Source organism: Tenacibaculum sp. TC6, assembly GCF_050606265.1.
Classification (GTDB): Bacteria; Bacteroidota; Bacteroidia; order Flavobacteriales; family Flavobacteriaceae; genus Polaribacter.
Map to the genome: position 1 here is coordinate 18,244 of NZ_JBOCUK010000012.1, position 17,038 is coordinate 35,281.

The 17,038-nt window shown below is 31.6% G+C and carries 16 protein-coding genes; 4 read left to right on the forward strand and 12 right to left on the reverse strand.

Going from position 1 to position 17,038, the window contains the following annotated elements; translation table 11 throughout:
- Positions 1 to 3: 3 nt before the first annotated feature.
- Positions 4 to 684, reverse strand: a complete 681-nt coding sequence (locus ACQY1Q_RS08535; protein ID WP_431004883.1) for an HAD family hydrolase — start codon at positions 682 to 684, stop codon at positions 4 to 6.
- Between the two features lie 3 nt (positions 685 to 687).
- Positions 688 to 1,404 carry an SDR family NAD(P)-dependent oxidoreductase gene (locus tag ACQY1Q_RS08540; protein WP_431004884.1) on the reverse strand — a complete coding sequence of 239 codons (717 nt, stop codon included), beginning with the start codon at positions 1,402 to 1,404 and terminating at the stop codon, positions 688 to 690.
- A 98-nt stretch (positions 1,405 to 1,502) separates the two neighbouring features.
- On the opposite strand from ACQY1Q_RS08540, the gene ACQY1Q_RS08545 reads away from it, so the two are divergent.
- Complete coding sequence (locus ACQY1Q_RS08545; RefSeq protein WP_431004885.1) at positions 1,503 to 1,694, forward strand: hypothetical protein; 192 nt, start codon at positions 1,503 to 1,505, stop codon at positions 1,692 to 1,694.
- On the opposite strand, the gene ACQY1Q_RS08550 is transcribed toward ACQY1Q_RS08545, so the two are convergent.
- From ACQY1Q_RS08550 to ACQY1Q_RS08560, 3 genes are all read right to left on the reverse strand, one after another.
- On the reverse strand, positions 1,691 to 2,611 hold the full coding sequence (locus tag ACQY1Q_RS08550) for an ion channel (protein WP_431004886.1): 921 nt from the start codon (positions 2,609 to 2,611) through the stop codon (positions 1,691 to 1,693). The genes ACQY1Q_RS08545 and ACQY1Q_RS08550 overlap by 4 nt on opposite strands.
- Positions 2,612 to 2,687: 76 nt before the next feature.
- On the reverse strand, positions 2,688 to 4,724 hold the full coding sequence (locus ACQY1Q_RS08555; protein WP_431004887.1) for a dipeptidyl-peptidase 3 family protein: 2,037 nt from the start codon (positions 4,722 to 4,724) through the stop codon (positions 2,688 to 2,690).
- A gap of 49 nt (positions 4,725 to 4,773) precedes the next feature.
- Positions 4,774 to 5,334 carry a DNA-3-methyladenine glycosylase I gene (locus ACQY1Q_RS08560; protein ID WP_431004888.1) on the reverse strand — a complete coding sequence of 187 codons (561 nt, stop codon included), beginning with the start codon at positions 5,332 to 5,334 and terminating at the stop codon, positions 4,774 to 4,776.
- Positions 5,335 to 5,434: 100 nt separating this feature from the next.
- Between ACQY1Q_RS08560 and ACQY1Q_RS08565 the strand changes: the two genes are divergently transcribed.
- Together ACQY1Q_RS08565 and sppA are read left to right on the forward strand one after the other, a co-directional pair.
- On the forward strand, positions 5,435 to 5,842 hold the full coding sequence (locus ACQY1Q_RS08565; RefSeq protein ID WP_431004889.1) for a DUF6146 family protein: 408 nt from the start codon (positions 5,435 to 5,437) through the stop codon (positions 5,840 to 5,842).
- A gap of 60 nt (positions 5,843 to 5,902) precedes the next feature.
- Positions 5,903 to 7,648, forward strand: a complete 1,746-nt coding sequence (sppA, locus tag ACQY1Q_RS08570; protein ID WP_431004890.1) for a signal peptide peptidase SppA — start codon at positions 5,903 to 5,905, stop codon at positions 7,646 to 7,648.
- Between the two features lie 79 nt (positions 7,649 to 7,727).
- Here sppA and groL read toward each other — a convergent pair whose 3' ends face one another.
- From groL to miaB, 7 genes are all read right to left on the reverse strand, one after another.
- Positions 7,728 to 9,356, reverse strand: a complete 1,629-nt coding sequence (gene groL / locus ACQY1Q_RS08575) for a chaperonin GroEL (protein ID WP_431004891.1) — start codon at positions 9,354 to 9,356, stop codon at positions 7,728 to 7,730.
- Between the two features lie 79 nt (positions 9,357 to 9,435).
- Positions 9,436 to 9,711 (reverse strand): co-chaperone GroES, encoded by a 276-nt coding sequence (locus ACQY1Q_RS08580; protein WP_431004892.1) that lies wholly within the window; start codon positions 9,709 to 9,711, stop codon positions 9,436 to 9,438.
- A 169-nt stretch (positions 9,712 to 9,880) separates the two neighbouring features.
- On the reverse strand, positions 9,881 to 10,225 hold the full coding sequence (secG, locus tag ACQY1Q_RS08585) for a preprotein translocase subunit SecG (protein ID WP_431004893.1): 345 nt from the start codon (positions 10,223 to 10,225) through the stop codon (positions 9,881 to 9,883).
- The gene (locus ACQY1Q_RS08590; protein ID WP_431004894.1) at positions 10,225 to 10,953 is read right to left on the reverse strand and encodes a hypothetical protein; all 729 of its coding nucleotides are present in this window, start codon (positions 10,951 to 10,953) and stop codon (positions 10,225 to 10,227) included. The genes secG and ACQY1Q_RS08590 overlap by 1 nt, the downstream gene beginning before the upstream one ends.
- A 9-nt stretch (positions 10,954 to 10,962) precedes the next feature.
- Positions 10,963 to 11,469, reverse strand: coding sequence for an LptE family protein (locus ACQY1Q_RS08595; protein WP_431004895.1), 507 nt, complete (start codon positions 11,467 to 11,469; stop codon positions 10,963 to 10,965).
- A 37-nt stretch (positions 11,470 to 11,506) separates the two neighbouring features.
- A complete protein-coding gene (locus tag ACQY1Q_RS08600; protein WP_431004896.1) occupies positions 11,507 to 12,736 on the reverse strand; it encodes a sigma-54 interaction domain-containing protein in 1,230 nt (409 codons plus the stop codon).
- A 141-nt stretch (positions 12,737 to 12,877) separates the two neighbouring features.
- A complete protein-coding gene (miaB, locus tag ACQY1Q_RS08605; protein WP_431004897.1) occupies positions 12,878 to 14,332 on the reverse strand; it encodes a tRNA (N6-isopentenyl adenosine(37)-C2)-methylthiotransferase MiaB in 1,455 nt (484 codons plus the stop codon).
- Between the two features lie 209 nt (positions 14,333 to 14,541).
- Between miaB and topA the strand changes: the two genes are divergently transcribed.
- On the forward strand, positions 14,542 to 17,013 hold the full coding sequence (gene topA / locus ACQY1Q_RS08610) for a type I DNA topoisomerase (RefSeq protein ID WP_431004898.1): 2,472 nt from the start codon (positions 14,542 to 14,544) through the stop codon (positions 17,011 to 17,013).
- The last annotated feature ends 25 nt before the right edge of the window (positions 17,014 to 17,038 follow it).

A 17,038-nucleotide genomic window follows, 5' to 3' on the forward strand; every position in this document is an offset into this window, starting at 1 on the left:
TGTTTATATAATTCCTAGTTTTTTTTCGGTTTCTTGTAAATCAAATTCAGTCCAATCATTAATATGATGTTTGATGTTCATTTTTTGAAAATCAGATATATTTTTTTTGTTAACTCCAACAAAATGAACGCCCAGATTTTGTGCGGTAGTAACATCCCATAAGCCATCACCAAAAGATATGATATGTTGAAAATCCGATACGTTATAATATTGTTTAGCTTTTTCTATGGCAGATTTTACAATATTTTCTCTGGTAAATATTTCATTAGAAGATTCTAATACTTGAGGAATCATGTTGATTTTTGCTTGCTGAAGTTTTAAAAAAGCGGGTTGTAATATAGAACCTGTAGCAAAACAAACGGCATAATTTGTTTGGTTGATGAAGAAATCGACAATTTTTTGAGCTCCTTTAATCTCCGGAGTATCAGGGAATGTTAAAAAACGTTCGGTCATTACAGATTCAAACTCAGGAATCAAATCAAAACTAAACTTTTTCTGATGTGTATTTTCATAGTTTACACTAAAAATATAGCTATCAGTAGCATTTTTGTAATTTCTCCAATCGGTGTCTATTTGTTTGATACCGAAGTGGTTCATGGCAAATAATAGAGAGTCAGTATGTTTTTCTTCACTTTTAGTAAGTGTATCGTCAATATCTAATATAATAAGATTTTTTTTAGTCATAAATTAGGTTGCTAATTTTAATAGTTTGGCAGGTACCAATTTAAGTACCCAAGCAATTAATATCCATCTTTTAGAAATGTAAGCTACTCGTTTTTTGCGTTTAATAGCTTTATAAATTTGTTTTCCGGCTTTTTCTAAAGAAGTCATCCAAAAAATATCATCACCAAGAGCCATAGCCGTATCAACATATCCGGGACGGATATCAGTAATAAAAACTTGTTTAAACGGAATTGTTTTAGTTTTAATATACAGGCTTTCTAAATAGGCTTTTGAGGCAAAATAAGAGGGAGCAAATCTGTTTCCTCTTAAAGAAGCAATAGATGAAATACCTACCAAATGTCCGTATTGTTGTTGTTCAAATAAAGTATAAGCTAAATCATACAGTTTAGTAACGCCTACAACATTAGTTTGTATTGTGGTGTTTTCTTTCTCCCAAATTAATTTATTATTTGTAAAACCAACTCCTGATGATTGTATAATAAGGTCGATTTTACCAAATTCGTCAACAATTTCGTTAAATACTTTTTCAACGTCTTCTACTTGTTGAATGTCATTTTGCTTATAAATAATTTGGTTTGGGTGTTGGTTTTTAATTTCTTGAAGTTCATTAAGTCGTCTTCCGGTAATGGCAACTTTATAATTATCAGTAAGTAACAATTCTGTTAATAGTTTACCAATACCTGAAGTAGCTTCGAAAACAATAGCTGTTTTTATTTTCATACGCATGAATTTTATGCAGATAGTTAGATTTGAAAATCTATTCAATATGAGTTTATCAATATAAAATCATTCTTTAACTTTGCTAAAAATACAATTTTATGTTTACTACCGGCCGAATAATTTTTGCAAGTTTGTTTGTGGTTGTTTTTGTAGCAGCTATGATTCTTAGTTATAAAAAAGATGCTAAAAGGAATAAAAAATATTATCAAAACGGAGCCTTGTATACAGCCATAGGTATTGTAGTAACAGTTTTATTACTTTTTTTGTTTAAGTATATAAACAAAAATTAATTCATTTTTTCAACATCACTTAGTTTATCATGATCTAAAATAGTATACCCTTTTTCATTAAAATGAGCAGAGGGTTTATATTTTACATCTACAATAAGATCAGAAAAATCATAGGAAGTAGCTTGATATACAATTTGGCCAAATGATTCTTCATGGTATTTTAGTAATACGTATAGTTCGGCATCTAAATCTTTTATTTCTGCTGAAGTATATTTTTGTAAAGGGCTTTCAGTATCAATTTCATGAACAATCGTCCATACAGTAGGAAGGTACATTATTTTATCTCTTTCTAAACTTATTTGGTAGTAATTTCTACTGTAAATATTTTGCTCATTTTTTTCATTCAAGGCAAGTGTAACCGTAATTTCAGGTTCTAACATAATGGTTTTTCTACGGTTCATTAACCTAAACATAACGGCCTTTTTACCATTAAAATCTCTTAAAATTATATTATTACTAAAACGAATAGCAGCTCTGGGTTTTGAAAATCTACCGTATAAGAGTCCTGTTATAAAAGAAAAACTAAGTAAACCAATCATAGCTTCAAAGGCAGCAATAATATTAGCTGTAATTCCTTGAGGAGCAATACCTCCATATCCTACGGTTGTTAATGTTTGAGCACTAAAGAAAAAACCGTTTAAACAATCGTCAAAAAAGTTTCCTTTAGAAGGAGTAATTTCTTCAATGCCAATAAAAACATAGACAAAACCAAAAAGAATATTTAGTAAAGTATATCCTAAAAAGACGAGGAAGAAAAATTTGTACCAAGACAATTCAATAAAATACGTGTATAAATCATCTATTGTAAACTTTTTATTTACATGAATTATAGTAGAACTACCATTTTTATTAATAATTCCACGAATATTTTTTTGAGAGTTATATCCAAATCCTGGATCTTTAACCTTTTTAGCCATTGATTATTTTTTCTGCTTAAAAATACAAAACCGATTCTAAACAGAATCGGTTTATAAAATTCAAAAGTTTATGTAATTATTTTTTAACCGGTAAAAAACTATAATTTTTTGAATAAAAATACATTTGTTCTTCAAAAGTATCAGGTTGTGTAACAGTTACATTGGTTATGTTGCCGTTTTCATCTGTTTCAGTAACTAAAACAGGGTTAACAAAACCACTGTATGGCGCTGAAGTAAATTGAGAGTTACGATCTAAAACTTCTTTGTGCAAGTCTTGGTCAACTTTTACTCCGTAGCCTTCTACCAATGCTTTAGCAGCTTCAAAATCTCCTTCAGATTTAATTCTTTGAGTTTCTTTTAATAAGCGCCCAAAAATTTCACGAAGCTTAGCATAATCATTTATATTATAGTACGTTTTACCATCTCTGGTAACTTTTTCAATAACATTGTCTTTCTTACCTTGTTCAAAAGCCCAAGCAGATACCCATTGACGGTTTACCATATGATCTTCTTCTATATCATCACCTAAATTAATTCTGATTAATTGCGTTATTAAACCATTTCTGATATAACCATCATAAGCAGCTTCACCTACTTTTTGCCAATCGTCAACTAACCCTAATTCTTGTAATTTCGGATCCATTAAATAGTATAATCCAACTAAATCAGCTCTACCTTCTTCCATTGTAGAAGCGTAGTTTTTTAAAGTTTCTTTTGGTTGACCAATACCATCATTAATTTTACCGGAAGCATGCCCGATAACTTCGTGTAAAGCTGTGTGTAACTTATCCGCTAATTTTCCATATTTGATTTCTAAATCAATTTCTTCCTTATCATTAGCAAATTCTTTTAATCTTCCGGTTCCTCCTGCATTATTGTATGAACCTATAATGTTACCTAAAGAAACCGATTTAGAACCGTGCTCTTGACGAATCCAGTTGTTATTAGGTAAGTTTACTCCTATTGGCGTACTAGGAGAAGCATCTCCCGCTTCACCGGCAACATTTACAGTTTTATAAGAAACACCTACAACATTTTCTTTCTTGTGAGAAGGATCTAAAGGAGAGTTATCTTCAAACCATTGCGCATTGTCTGATAAAACTTTCATTTTTTTAGACATGTCAAAGTCTTTAACTTGGATGATAGATTCATAAGAACCTCTATAGCCTTTAGGGTCATTATACACCTCAATAAATCCATTAATCCAGTCAATATTACCTTCTGTAGAGCTTACCCAAGAAATAGCATATTGATCCCATACATCTAAACTACCTGTTTTATAGTATTCGATTAATAATTCTATAGTTTTGGCTTGTTTTTCATTTTCAGCTACATCTTTAGCCTTTTCTAACCAAAAGATAATTTTATCAATAGCTTCACCGTATAAACCTCCTGATTTCCATACTTTTTCAACGAGTTTTCCATTTTCGCGAACTAAGGTTGAATTTAATCCGGCCTCAATAGGTTTTCCTTCCGGTCCTTTATAAGCTTTTGCATAAAAATCTTCAACATCTTTACTCGTAATGTCTGGTCCGTAAAAATTAATAGCAGAAGCAAGTACATTATCAACTCCGGCTTTTTTATTTACTTTTTTTACATCCTTATCATTAAAAATAGCGTCTAGGGCTTCGGAAGAAATAACGGTATTAGTTTCTTTTAATAAACCTTCTAAATATTCTTTAGAAAATTCCGGTTTAATTTTATCGTTAGAGTAGTGGTGGTGAATACCATTTGAAAACCATACTCTTTTTAAATACGTTTTAAAAGCTTTAAAATCATTACTTTCTTTATCTCCTTTAAATTGTGTATTTACATTTTCAAGAGCGGTTCTTATTTCGAGATTGTGGCGATAGTTTTGATCCCACATGATATCACGCCCTGATAAACCAGCTTGGGTTAAATAATAAACTAATTGTTTTTCTTTTAAGGAAAGTTGGTCAAATCCTGGGATTTGGTAGCGTAAAACTTTAATATCAGCAAATTGTTCAACAACATATTCAAACTCTTTTTTGGGCTTGTTTTCAACTGTTTTTGTTTCTTTTTTAGTGTCAACACCACAAGAAGATAAAATACTGGCGGCGGCAACAGCATAAAGCGTTTGTTTTAATTTCATGTATTATAAAATTTAAGTTGATCTTATTTAAGCGATAAAGTTACAAATTTTAAACTTCGTGATATCTAAAACAGTCGGTAGTATGGTCATTTACCATACCTGTAGCTTGCATATGTGCATAAATAACTGTTGAACCAACAAATTTGAACCCTCTTTTCTTTAAATCTTTTGAAATTGTATCTGAAATTTCGGTAGTAGCAGGAACTTCTTCTCTTTTAGCAAATTTATTTTTGATAGGTTTACCTTCAGTAAACTCCCAAATATATTTGGAAAAAGAGCCAAATTCTTTTTGTACCTTAATAAAAGCTTGAGCATTGGTAATAGTAGCTTTTATTTTTAATTTGTTTCTAATAATTCCCGGATCTTGTAAAAGTTGCTCATATTTTTCTTCAGAATATTCAGCAATTTTATGATAATTAAAATTATCAAAAGCTTTTCTAAAATTCTCTCTTTTTCTAAGTACAGTTATCCAACTTAAACCGGCTTGAAAGGTTTCTAAAATTAAAAACTCAAATAAAGTGTCATCTTCATAAACAGGAACGCCCCATTCATTATCATGATATTCTATATACAAAGGGTCATTACTTACCCAAAAACATCTTTTTTTCATGTATGTATTTTAAGAAGCTTAAAAATAATGTTAAATGCGTTAAAAAAAGTGAAAAAGAAGAATATTTTTCGCAACTTTATAAGGGTTAAAAGTATTGGTTATGAGATTTTTAAAAAATAGTTTGTTGGTTGTTTTTTTTATAGTTAGTGGTATAGCTTGTAGTACTTTAACACCTAAAAACAGTACAGTAGCTAAAGAAGAACCTGTGGTAATTGCCAATGATAGTTTAGAATATGAAATAACCATAATTGATCCCGGATTTACTACTTATTTAAATTCAATAGCTAGGCCAAGAGGCTATCATTCCTTAGCCTATTTAGAGATTAGAAATCGATTTTATGTACCTATTTGGAATACAAGAGTTAATAATCCCGGTTTATATAACCCTGCTATTTATGAAAATAGAATAGATTATGATCCGCATGTTAATTATGGCTATGAAGTAAACTATAAACTCTTTAATTATTTTGAGTTTGCACAGCGTAAGTATAGAATGGTTCTACGATAGTTAATCGTTAAATACTGTTGGTAAAACCGTATATTTGCCCCGTTAAAAAAAATACTTAGAATGAAGTTTTTACGAAATCTGTTAGCCTCTATTTTGGGCTTTTTTATTGCTCTATTTTTACTATTTATCTTTTTTGTTTTAGTAGCTTCACTAGTGAGCTCGCCGGAAGAAGTAGTTGTAAAATCAAATTCTGTTTTGGAGTTAGATTTAACATCTTCGGTTAAAGATTATGCTCCTAAAGAAGATAATCCATTTGCTGAAGTATTAGAATTAACAGGAAACAAATTAGCTTTAAATGAAATTATTGCAGCTATTGAAAATGCAAAATATGATAATAAAATAAAAGGTATTAGCATTAAAACTTCTTTTGTTAATGCCGGAGTAGCCCAAACTCAAGCCATTCGAAATAAACTTGAAGAATTTAAAGAAAGTGGAAAATTTGTATATGCTTATAACGATTTTTATGAGCAAAAAAACTATTATTTAAGCTCTGTTGCTGATAGTATTTTTGTCAATCCAGTAGGAGTGATTGATTTCAGAGGATTATCAACAGAAATTTTATACTATAAAGATTTTGAGGATAAATACGGTGTAAAAATGGAAGTAATACGACACGGAAAGTATAAAAGTGCTGTAGAACCGTATTTAGCTAATGAAATGAGTGAAGCAAACAGGGAGCAAATAACATCGTTTTTAAAATCTATTTGGTCTGAAATGACAGATGATATTAGCAGAAATAGAAAAATTTCTATTGAACAATTGAATGTAATTGCAGATGAATCTAAAGGAAGAAATGCGGAACTTGCGAAAGAGAATAGGTTAGTAGATGAAGTGGTTTATGAGGATGAATATAATGATAAACTTGAAACATTGATAGACGCTAAACCTAATTTTATATCAATTCAAGAATATATAAAATCAGGAAAAGGAAGAATAAAGTCTACAGCTAAAGATAAAATAGCTGTTATTTATGCTCAAGGTCAAATATTATATGGAGAAGGAAATGAAGATATAATAGGACAAGGATTGATAAATAAAGCGATAAGAAAAGCAAGAAAAGATAATGATGTTAAAGCTATAGTTTTACGAGTAAATTCTCCTGGAGGTAGTGCTTTGGCTTCAGAGTTAATATGGAGAGAATTAGAATTAGCAAAAAAAGAAAAACCCTTAGTGGTTTCAATGGGAAATTTAGCAGCTTCCGGGGGGTATTATATAGCGTGTAATGCTGATAAAATAGTAGCAGAACCTACTACTATAACCGGTTCTATTGGGGTGTTTGGTATGTTGCCTAATGTGAATACTCTTGCAGATAAAATAGGGATAAATGCAGAGCAAGTTTCAACCAATTCAAGTGCTAACTATAGTATTTTTGAACCAATGGATAAAAAGTTTTATGAAGTTACGAAAGAAGGTGTAGAGCAAATTTATACAACGTTTGTGTCTAGAGTTGCCACTGGAAGGAATATGAAATACGAAGCTGTTGACGCTATAGCTCAAGGAAGAGTTTGGACAGGAAAAGAAGCCTTAACAAATGGATTAGTAGATGCTTTGGGTAGTTTAGATGATGCTGTTAAATTAGCTGCTGTATTAGCCGAGGTTGATGTATATAGAGTGAGAAATTATCCAAATTATAAAAGGGATTTTAAAGAAGCTTTTAAATTTGCCCCGTTTGCTAATTCTTCTAAGAAAGAACTCTTAAAAGAAGTTTTGAATACTGAAGAGTATAAAGTATACTCAACGATTAATGAATTAAAAAATTTAAAAGGAATACAAGCAAGAATGCCTTATATTCTAGAGGTTAAATAATAAAAAAAATCCTACTTGGATGAAATAAAAAATGCTTAGAAAATTTTCTAAGCATTTTTTTATTTTTAATGAAGTTATTTTACATCATTCCGGGCATTCCACCACCCATTGGAGGCATTGCAGGAGTTTCTTCTTTAATATCAACTAAAGCACACTCAGTAGTTAAAATCATACCAGCTACAGAAGCTGCATTTTCTAAAGCAATACGAGTTACTTTTTTAGGATCGATGATACCTGCCTCTAACATATCTACATAAGTTTCAGATTTTGCATCGTAACCAAAATTGTTGCTTCCTTCTACTACTTTGTTGATTACAACAGATCCTTCACCACCTGCATTTTCAACAATTGTTCTTAACGGCGCTTCAATAGCTCTGTTTACTATTTGGACACCTGTAGTTTCATCTAAATTTTCAGTAGTTAAAGTTTCTAATATTTTCTTAGCTCTAACTAAAGCAACTCCACCACCGGCAACAATACCTTCTTCAACCGCAGCTCTGGTAGCATGTAAAGCATCATCAACTCTATCTTTCTTTTCTTTCATTTCTACTTCAGATGCTGCACCAACATAAAGTACAGCAACCCCACCAGCTAATTTAGCTAAACGCTCTTGTAATTTTTCTTTATCGTAGTCAGATGTTGTTGTTTCAATTTGTGCTTTAATTTGGTTAACACGAGCTTTAATTTGCTCTTCTGAACCAGAACCGTTAACAATAGTTGTATTGTCTTTATCAATAGTAACTGTTTCAGCAGTACCTAATAACTCTAACGTAGCGTTTTCTAAAGAGAAACCTCTTTCCTCAGAAATTACAGTACCTCCGGTTAAGATAGCAATATCTTCTAACATTGCTTTTCTACGATCACCAAAACCTGGAGCTTTTACTGCAGCAATTTTTAAACCTCCACGTAATTTATTTACAACTAAAGTAGCTAAAGCTTGCCCATCAACATCTTCAGCAATAATTAATAAAGGTCTACCAGATTGAGCAACAGGCTCTAATATTGGAAGTATTTCTTGTAAGTTAGATATTTTCTTATCAAATAAAAGAATGTATGGGTTGTCTAACTCAGCAACCATTTTATCAGCATCAGTTACAAAGTAAGGAGATAAATATCCTCTGTCAAATTGCATACCTTCTACAACATCTACATACGTATCAGTACCTTTTGCTTCTTCAACAGTAATAACACCTTCTTTACCAACTTTACCAAAAGCTTCAGCAATTAAGTTACCAATAAAAGCATCATTATTAGCAGAAATTGAAGCTACCTGTTGAATTTTCTCAGAAGAATCACCAACTTCTTTTGATTGTTTTGCTAAATCTTGTGTAATTGCTTCTACTGCTTTATCAATACCACGCTTTAAATCCATTGGGTTTGCACCGGCAGCAACGTTTTTTAAACCTTCTTTAACGATCGCTTGAGCTAATACAGTAGCTGTGGTTGTACCGTCTCCAGCAAGATCATTTGTTTTAGAAGCTACTTCTTTTACCATTTGTGCTCCCATGTTTTCAAGAGCATCTTCCAATTCTACTTCTTTAGCTACAGACACCCCGTCTTTAGTTACGTGTGGCGCACCAAATGATTTAGAAATAATTACGTTACGTCCTTTTGGTCCTAAAGTTACTTTTACTGCATTAGCTAATGCATCAACACCACGTTTTAGACCTTCACGTGCATCAACATCAAATTTTATATCTTTTGCCATTGTTTTTTAGATTTTAATTCTGGTTTTTAATAAACCTAAATTTACGATTAGTTTGAATTGTTAGTTTGTTAAACTGATTTTAGATAATAGCGAAAATGTCACTTTCTCTCATAATAAGATAGTCTTTTCCTTCAAATTTTAATTCGGTACCAGAGTACTTTCCGTATAAAACAGTATCACCAACGTTTACCGTTAAAGGCTCGTCTTTCTTGCCGGTTCCAACAGCAACAATAGTTCCTTTTTGTGGTTTTTCTTTAGCGTTATCCGGAATAATAATCCCTGATGCGGTAGTAGTTTCTGCTGCAGCAGGTTCTACAAGAACTCTATCTGCTAAAGGTTTAATGTTTAATCCCATTTTATATATTTTAATTAAATTAATTTTTTTGATTTACCATGTAATTAGTCAGAAACTATGCCATAGCATGAATGCTGACACTTTTTCAAAAAGCATGAATTTTTCACAAAAAAAATGTCAACGTTAATGACACGTTGACATTTTGTAATATTTTAAATTAAAGTATAATTTACTTTACGCTGTCTTTAGTTGTTTCAGTATTAGCAGCAGGTGTAGTATTGTTAGTAGTTGTTTCAACACCTTTTAATGTTTCATCTAATTGAGGTGCATTTTCAACATTTCCTCTTGGAATAGCAAAGTTTGATAATAAAATTAAAGCAAACATAGCAATAGCTAAAGTCCAAGTAGTTTTATCTAAAAAAGTATTAGTGTTTTGTACACCACCAATGTTTTGAGCACCACCACCAAAAGATGAAGATAAACCTCCTCCTTTAGGGTTTTGTACCATTACAATTAAAATTAGTGCTACTGCAACCACTAAAATTAAAACTAAAAGTAAAGTATATGTAGTCATTATTTATTGTTTTGTAAAATTTTAATTCTTTTGACTTGGTCTGCAAAGAAACCACTTTTTTCTGGATATTTCAAACTTAATATTTTATAAGCTTGAATAGCACTGTCATATTTTTTTTGTTCAAGGTAAACTTTAGCTAAAGTTTCAGTCATAAGCTGGTTATTTTGCTGGGTTTCCGGAGCTTTAACATCTGAGTTATTACCTTTAACTGGTCTGGAAATTTTTGGGTTATTTTCTATAAAACGATCAATAATTTCTTCTTGTTCAGATTTTTTTGGTTCATTTTCTTCTGAAATATCTCTGATGATAACTTTTTTAGAAGAAAGTTCTAACCATTGATTAAATGAAAAAGCTTCACTTTTTGTAAAAGATAGAGGTTTACCAATAGACAATTCTTCGATAGCTTTGTCAAGCTGTGAGTTTTTAACTTTAGAAAGAACCAGACTTTTTAATATCGGGGGCTTTTTTTCTTCAGTTTTTTCTTTTTGCTGAAAATCTTCCGAAGTTATAAGATCAAATAAAACTTCTCTGTCAGTTGTATATGCCGCCGTTATTTTTAGTTCATTATTGTATTTAAAGCTTTCATTATTTTTTAATGTTTTTAAATACAAGGCTCTCGCTAATTGGAAGTAAGGGTATTTTTCAGTTAAAGATTTTAACTGATGTGTGTCTTCTTCCTGAAAAGAATTGGTTTCAATAATAGCTTGTATATAATTATTTATAATCAAAATATGAGATTACCATTTAGCTACTGAGGCGTTAAAAATATCTTGAGTTATACGTTCTAATATTTCATCTAAAGCTGCTTCTAATACAGAACCGGTAAGTTGTTCTGAGGCACCATAATCATGATAAAATGAGAATTGTTTTTCAAAATTATCTTTTTCTTCTAAGTTATTGGTGTAACGAACATTTATAACAATAGTTAATCGGTTTTGTGCTGCTGTTTGGTTTGCAGTCGCACTCATAGGAGTAATTCGATAATCAACAATTTCACCTTCAAAATGCAATTCACCACCATTCGATACTAAAGTAAGATTGGTTTGTCGTGTAAATAAATCTTGTAAATCTTGAGTAAAACGTTGGCTTAGTGTAGGCTCAATAATTGGTGCTTGATTAGGGAAAAAGTCAACCTGAATAGTTTTAGCATTTCCTGTGTTTCCACCTGTAAAAGAATAGACACCACAGCCTATAAATGTGATTGTTATTGAGATGATGAATAGTAGTTGAAAAACTTTTTTCATTTCCTGTGTTTTTGGTAAAAATACTTAAAAGAACTTTTTATAAATCGTATTGTTTAATTTTTCTATAAAGTGTTCTTTCAGAAATTCCTAGTTCTTTTGCTGCCAGTTTTCGTTTCCCGTTATTTTTTTCAAGTGATTTTTTTATCATTTCAACTTCCTTATCTTGTAATGATAAACTTTCGTCTTCTTCAATAGCCTCTACAAAATCGTAATTACTTTGTTTAGGTGTTTTAGGAATCTGGACTACTTCAACTTCAGGGATTTCTTCTGTTTGTTGTTCTTGATAAATTTTTTGTATTAATCGATGATTGTCTTCTCTAACTTGTTTAGAATTTCCTTCTTTAAGTAAATCTAACGTTAGTTTTTTTAAATCATTAATATCATTTCGCATGTCAAACAAGATTTTATACATAATATCTCGTTCGTTCGCAAAATCGTTTTTATGGGTGTTGTTATTGTTTACTACTGCCGGTAAATTACCTTGTATATTTGGTAGGTATTGAGCAAGTTTTTCAGGTGTAATATTCCTGTTTTCTTCTACTACAGAAATTTGCTCTGCTATGTTACGCAATTGCCTAATATTTCCGGGGAAATTATAGTTAGCTAACATTCTAACGGCATTATCTTCTAATCGGATGGCAGGCATGCGATATTTTTGAGCAAAATCTGCTGCAAATTTTCTAAATAATAAATGAATATCTTCACCACGTTGCCTTAGTGGAGGAAGGAAAATTTCAATAGTACTTAACCTGTAATATAAATCTTCTCTAAACTTTCCTTTAGTTATCGCATCGTGCATATTAACATTGGTTGCGGCAACAATACGAACATTTGTTTTTTGTACTTGTGATGAACCAACTTTTATAAACTCTCCGTTTTCTAAAACACGTAATAAGCGTACTTGAGTGGTAAGCGGAAGTTCGCCAACTTCATCTAAGAAAATAGTACCTCCGTCTGCTACTTCAAAATAACCTTTACGTGCTTGCGTAGCTCCGGTAAATGCTCCTTTTTCATGACCAAATAATTCACTGTCAATTGTTCCTTCCGGAATAGCACCACAGTTTACAGCTATGTATTTTGCATGTTTTCTGTGTGAAAGTTGATGAATAATTCTTGGAATATTTTCTTTACCAACACCACTTTCTCCAACAACTAACACAGAAATATCAGTAGGGGCAACTCGTATCGCTTTTTCAATAGCTCTATTAAGTTGAACATCGTTACCAATTATTCCAAATCGTTGTTTTGTTGCTTGTAAACTTTCCATGCCAGTTACTTAAAAATTTAATTCTTTAATTAGATGTTTGAATTTTTCTAGTTTCTCGTTTGAAAAAAAAGTTTTTGGTAAAACAAAATTTTTAAAGTTATATTTAGGATAAATGACTATTTCTTTTTCCATTAGCAAAATTTAATTATTATCAGAATATCCAACGGCGGTACCTTTTAGAGTTGTAGAAGTACAATCTTCAATTTTTACATTAACAAACTCTCCCATTTTATAATTTTCTTTTGGAAATACCACTACCGTATTTTGTGTGTTACGCCCTTTCCATTCATTAGGGTTCTTTTTTGAAGTTCCTTCAATTAAAACTTCTTGAATTCTACCAACATGTTCTTTAGCTCTGTATAAACTATGTTCTTGTTGTAAATCAATTATTTCTTGAAGCCTACGTTTTTTTGTCTCTAAAGGTACATCATCTTCCATCTTTTTAGCAGCTAGGGTTCCGGGTCTTTCTGAGTAAGCAAACATAAAGCCAAAACTATATTTTACTTTACTCATTAAGTCAAGTGTATCTTGATGGTCTTCTTCAGTTTCACCACAGAAACCAGCTATAATATCCTGACTTAAATTCATTTCAGGAATTATTTTATAAATATTTTCAACTAGTTCTAAATATTCTTCTCGGGTATGTTGGCGATTCATAGCTTCCAACATTTTATTACTACCACTTTGAATAGGAAGGTGTATGTATTTACAAATATTTTTATGCTTAGCCATAATATGAATAACATCCAAAGTCATGTCTTGCGGATTAGAAGTTGAAAATCTAAAACGCATTTTTGGAAATTCGGTAGCACACATATCTAATAAATCAGCAAAGTTAACAGCAGTTGCTTTAGCCATTTCAGAAGCTTTGTCAAAATCTTTTTTTAATCCGCCTCCGTACCATAAATATGAATCTACGTTCTGACCTAATAAGGTAATTTCCTTATAATTTTTTTCTTGCATTGAACGAATCTCTTCAAGGATACTTTTTGGATCACGGCTACGTTCACGACCTCTGGTAAAAGGAACTACACAGAAAGTACACATATTATCACAACCACGAGTTATAGAAACAAAGGCCGATACACCATTAGAGTTTAAACGTACAGGAGATACATCTGCATAAGTTTCTTCTTTAGAAAGAATAACATTTACTGCATCTCTACCGGCTTCAACCTCTTCAATTAAATTAGGTAAGTCACGGTAAGCATCAGGACCAACTACTAAATCCACAATTTTTTCCTCTTCTAAAAATTTCGCTTTAAGACGTTCTGCCATACAACCTAAAACACCAACCTTCATTTTTGGGTTACGTTTTTTAGCATGATTGTATTTTTCAAGTCTGTTTCGAACTGTTTGTTCAGCTTTTTCGCGAATAGAACAAGTATTTACCAATACTAAATCGGCTTCTTCTATATTTCCGGTAGTGTTAAAACCTTGTTCTGAAAGAATTGACGCAACAATTTCGCTATCATTCATATTCATCTGGCAACCATAACTTTCAATAAAAAGTTTTTTTGTATTCTTTTCTTTTTGTTCAGTTAATAAAGGCTTACCTTGCTTTTTCTCGTCTATAACTTTCTCTACGTGCTCCATATAATTCTTAAAATCGTGATAAAAAATAGATTGCAAAGATACAACCAAAAAAGGTAATCTATGACAAGATGACAGAAATTAATTGTGTAAAATTTTATTTAAAAAAAGTAATTTTTCGTAATAAAAGGCCAAATAAAAAAAAAGTGTCTACTTTTGCAAACTGAAAATAACCATGATATCGTGGTGTGGTTTAGATAAGAGTTAGAAGTATGGCAAAGAATTTAGTTATAGTAGAGTCACCGGCTAAAGCGAAAACTATTGAGAAATTTTTAGGAAAAGATTTTCAGGTAGAATCAAGCTTTGGTCATATTGCAGATTTACCTTCAAAAGAATTGGGGATTGATGTAGAAGGTGATTTTAAACCCAAATATATTGTTTCTACCGATAAAAAATCGGTAGTAAAAAAACTAAAAGATTTAGCCAAAAAAGCAGATACAGTATGGTTAGCTTCCGATGAAGATCGTGAAGGAGAAGCAATTGCTTGGCATTTATTTGAGCAATTGAAATTAAAAGAAGCAAATACAAAACGTATTGTTTTTCATGAAATAACAAAGAATGCAATTTTAAAAGCAGTAGATAATCCAAGAAGAATTAATTACAATTTGGTAAATGCTCAACAAGCCCGAAGAGTATTAGACAGATTAGTAGGATATGAATTATCACCTGTTTTATGGAGAAAAGTAAAAGGAGGATTATCAGCAGGTAGAGTACAATCGGTAGCCGTTCGATTAATTGTTGAAAGAGAACGAGAAATTGAAGGGTTTACTCCGGAAGCTTCATATAGAGTTGATGCTGAATTTGTTAATTCTGAAAGTAAGAAGTTTAAAGCAAAACTAGGGAAGAATTTTTCAACCAAAAAAGAAGCAGAAGAGTTTTTAAATAGTTGTCTTGATGCAATATTTACGGTTACAGATCTACAAAAAAAACCGGCAAAAAAATCACCTGCGGCACCATTTACAACATCAACATTACAGCAGGAAGCTTCAAGAAAATTAGGATTTCCGGTTGCTAAAACTATGATGATGGCTCAGCGTTTATATGAAGCCGGATTTATAACGTATATGAGAACAGATAGTGTTAATTTATCTGACGATGCTAAAAAAGCTGCTCAAAAAGAAATTACAAGTTATTACGGAGCTGAATATAGCAAACCACGAAACTATTCAACAACTGCTAAAGGTGCACAGGAAGCTCACGAAGCTATCCGTCCTACAGATATGTCTTGTCATGAAATTTCTGTAGATTATGATCAGGATCGATTATATAGCTTAATATGGAAACGTACACTCGCTTCGCAAATGAGTGATGCAGAATTGGAGAGAACAGCTGTGAAAATAGATAATAACAAAAATGATAAAACGTTTTTGGCAAACGGAGAGGTAATTACTTTTGAAGGCTTTTTAAAAGTATATTTAGAGGGGACAGACAATGAAGATGAAGAGCAAGAAGGAATGTTGCCTATGATGGAAGTAAATGAAGTTCTTGAAAATGAAAGTATAATTGCTACAGAGCGTTATACACGACCAGCACCTAGGTATACAGAAGCGTCTTTAGTGAAACGTTTGGAAGAATTAGGTATTGGACGTCCGTCAACGTATGCGCCTACAATTTCTACAATCCAACGAAGAGAATATGTAGAAAAAGGAACGGTTGAAGGAAAAGATAGAAAATATACACAGTTAACTTTAGAAGGAGGGAGAATCTCTGAGAAAAAATTAACAGAAAAAGTAGGCTCTGATAAAGGAAAATTAGTGCCAACCGATATAGGAAATATTGTAAACGATTTTCTTGTAGAAAATTTTGAAACTGTTTTAGATTACGGATTTACAGCAAAAGTAGAAGATGAGTTTGATGAAATAGCATCAGGAAAAGAAGATTGGACTTCAATGATCAAAGATTTCTATAAAGGATTTCATGTACATGTAGAGGATGTTGCTGCGAATGCTGATAGAGCTAGTGGTCAAAGATTATTAGGAATAGATCCGGAATCAGGAAAAAATGTGTATGTTCGTTTAGGTCGTTTTGGTGCTATGGTACAAATAGGTGAAGCTACTGATGAAGAAAAACCTAAATTTGCAAGTCTTCAAGCAGATCAAACCATGAACACGATTACGTTTGAAGAAGCAATGGATTTGTTTAAATTACCTAAAACACTAGGTAATTATGAAGGAGAAGAATTAGTAGTTGCCAATGGGCGTTTTGGACCTTATGTAAAGTTTGGTAGTCAGTTCATATCACTTGATAAAGGAGAAAATCCTATGTCGGTTGATATGGAAAGAGCTATTGAGTTAATAGAAGAGAAAAGAAAAGCAGACGCTCCGATAGGTACCTATGAGGGAATGCCTGTTCAAAAAGGAGTAGGGCGTTTCGGACCTTTTATAAAATGGAATTCTATTTTTATCAACGTAAATAAAAAATACGATTTTGATAACTTAACACAAGCAGATTTAGTTGAGCTTATTGAAGATAAAAAGAAGAAAGAAAGAGAAAAGCTGATTCATAATTTTGAGGAAGTAGGAATTCGAGTAGAAAAAGCCCGTTGGGGACGATATAATGTTATAAAAGGGAAGGTAAAAGTAGAACTTCCTAAAACAGTAGAGATCGAAAAACTTACTCAGGAAGAAGCTGTTAAGATGATTGAGGCTAAGAGTCCCAAAAAAAAGACAAGTAAAAAAAAGTAATAAAGTATTTTTAGGAAGAGATAGT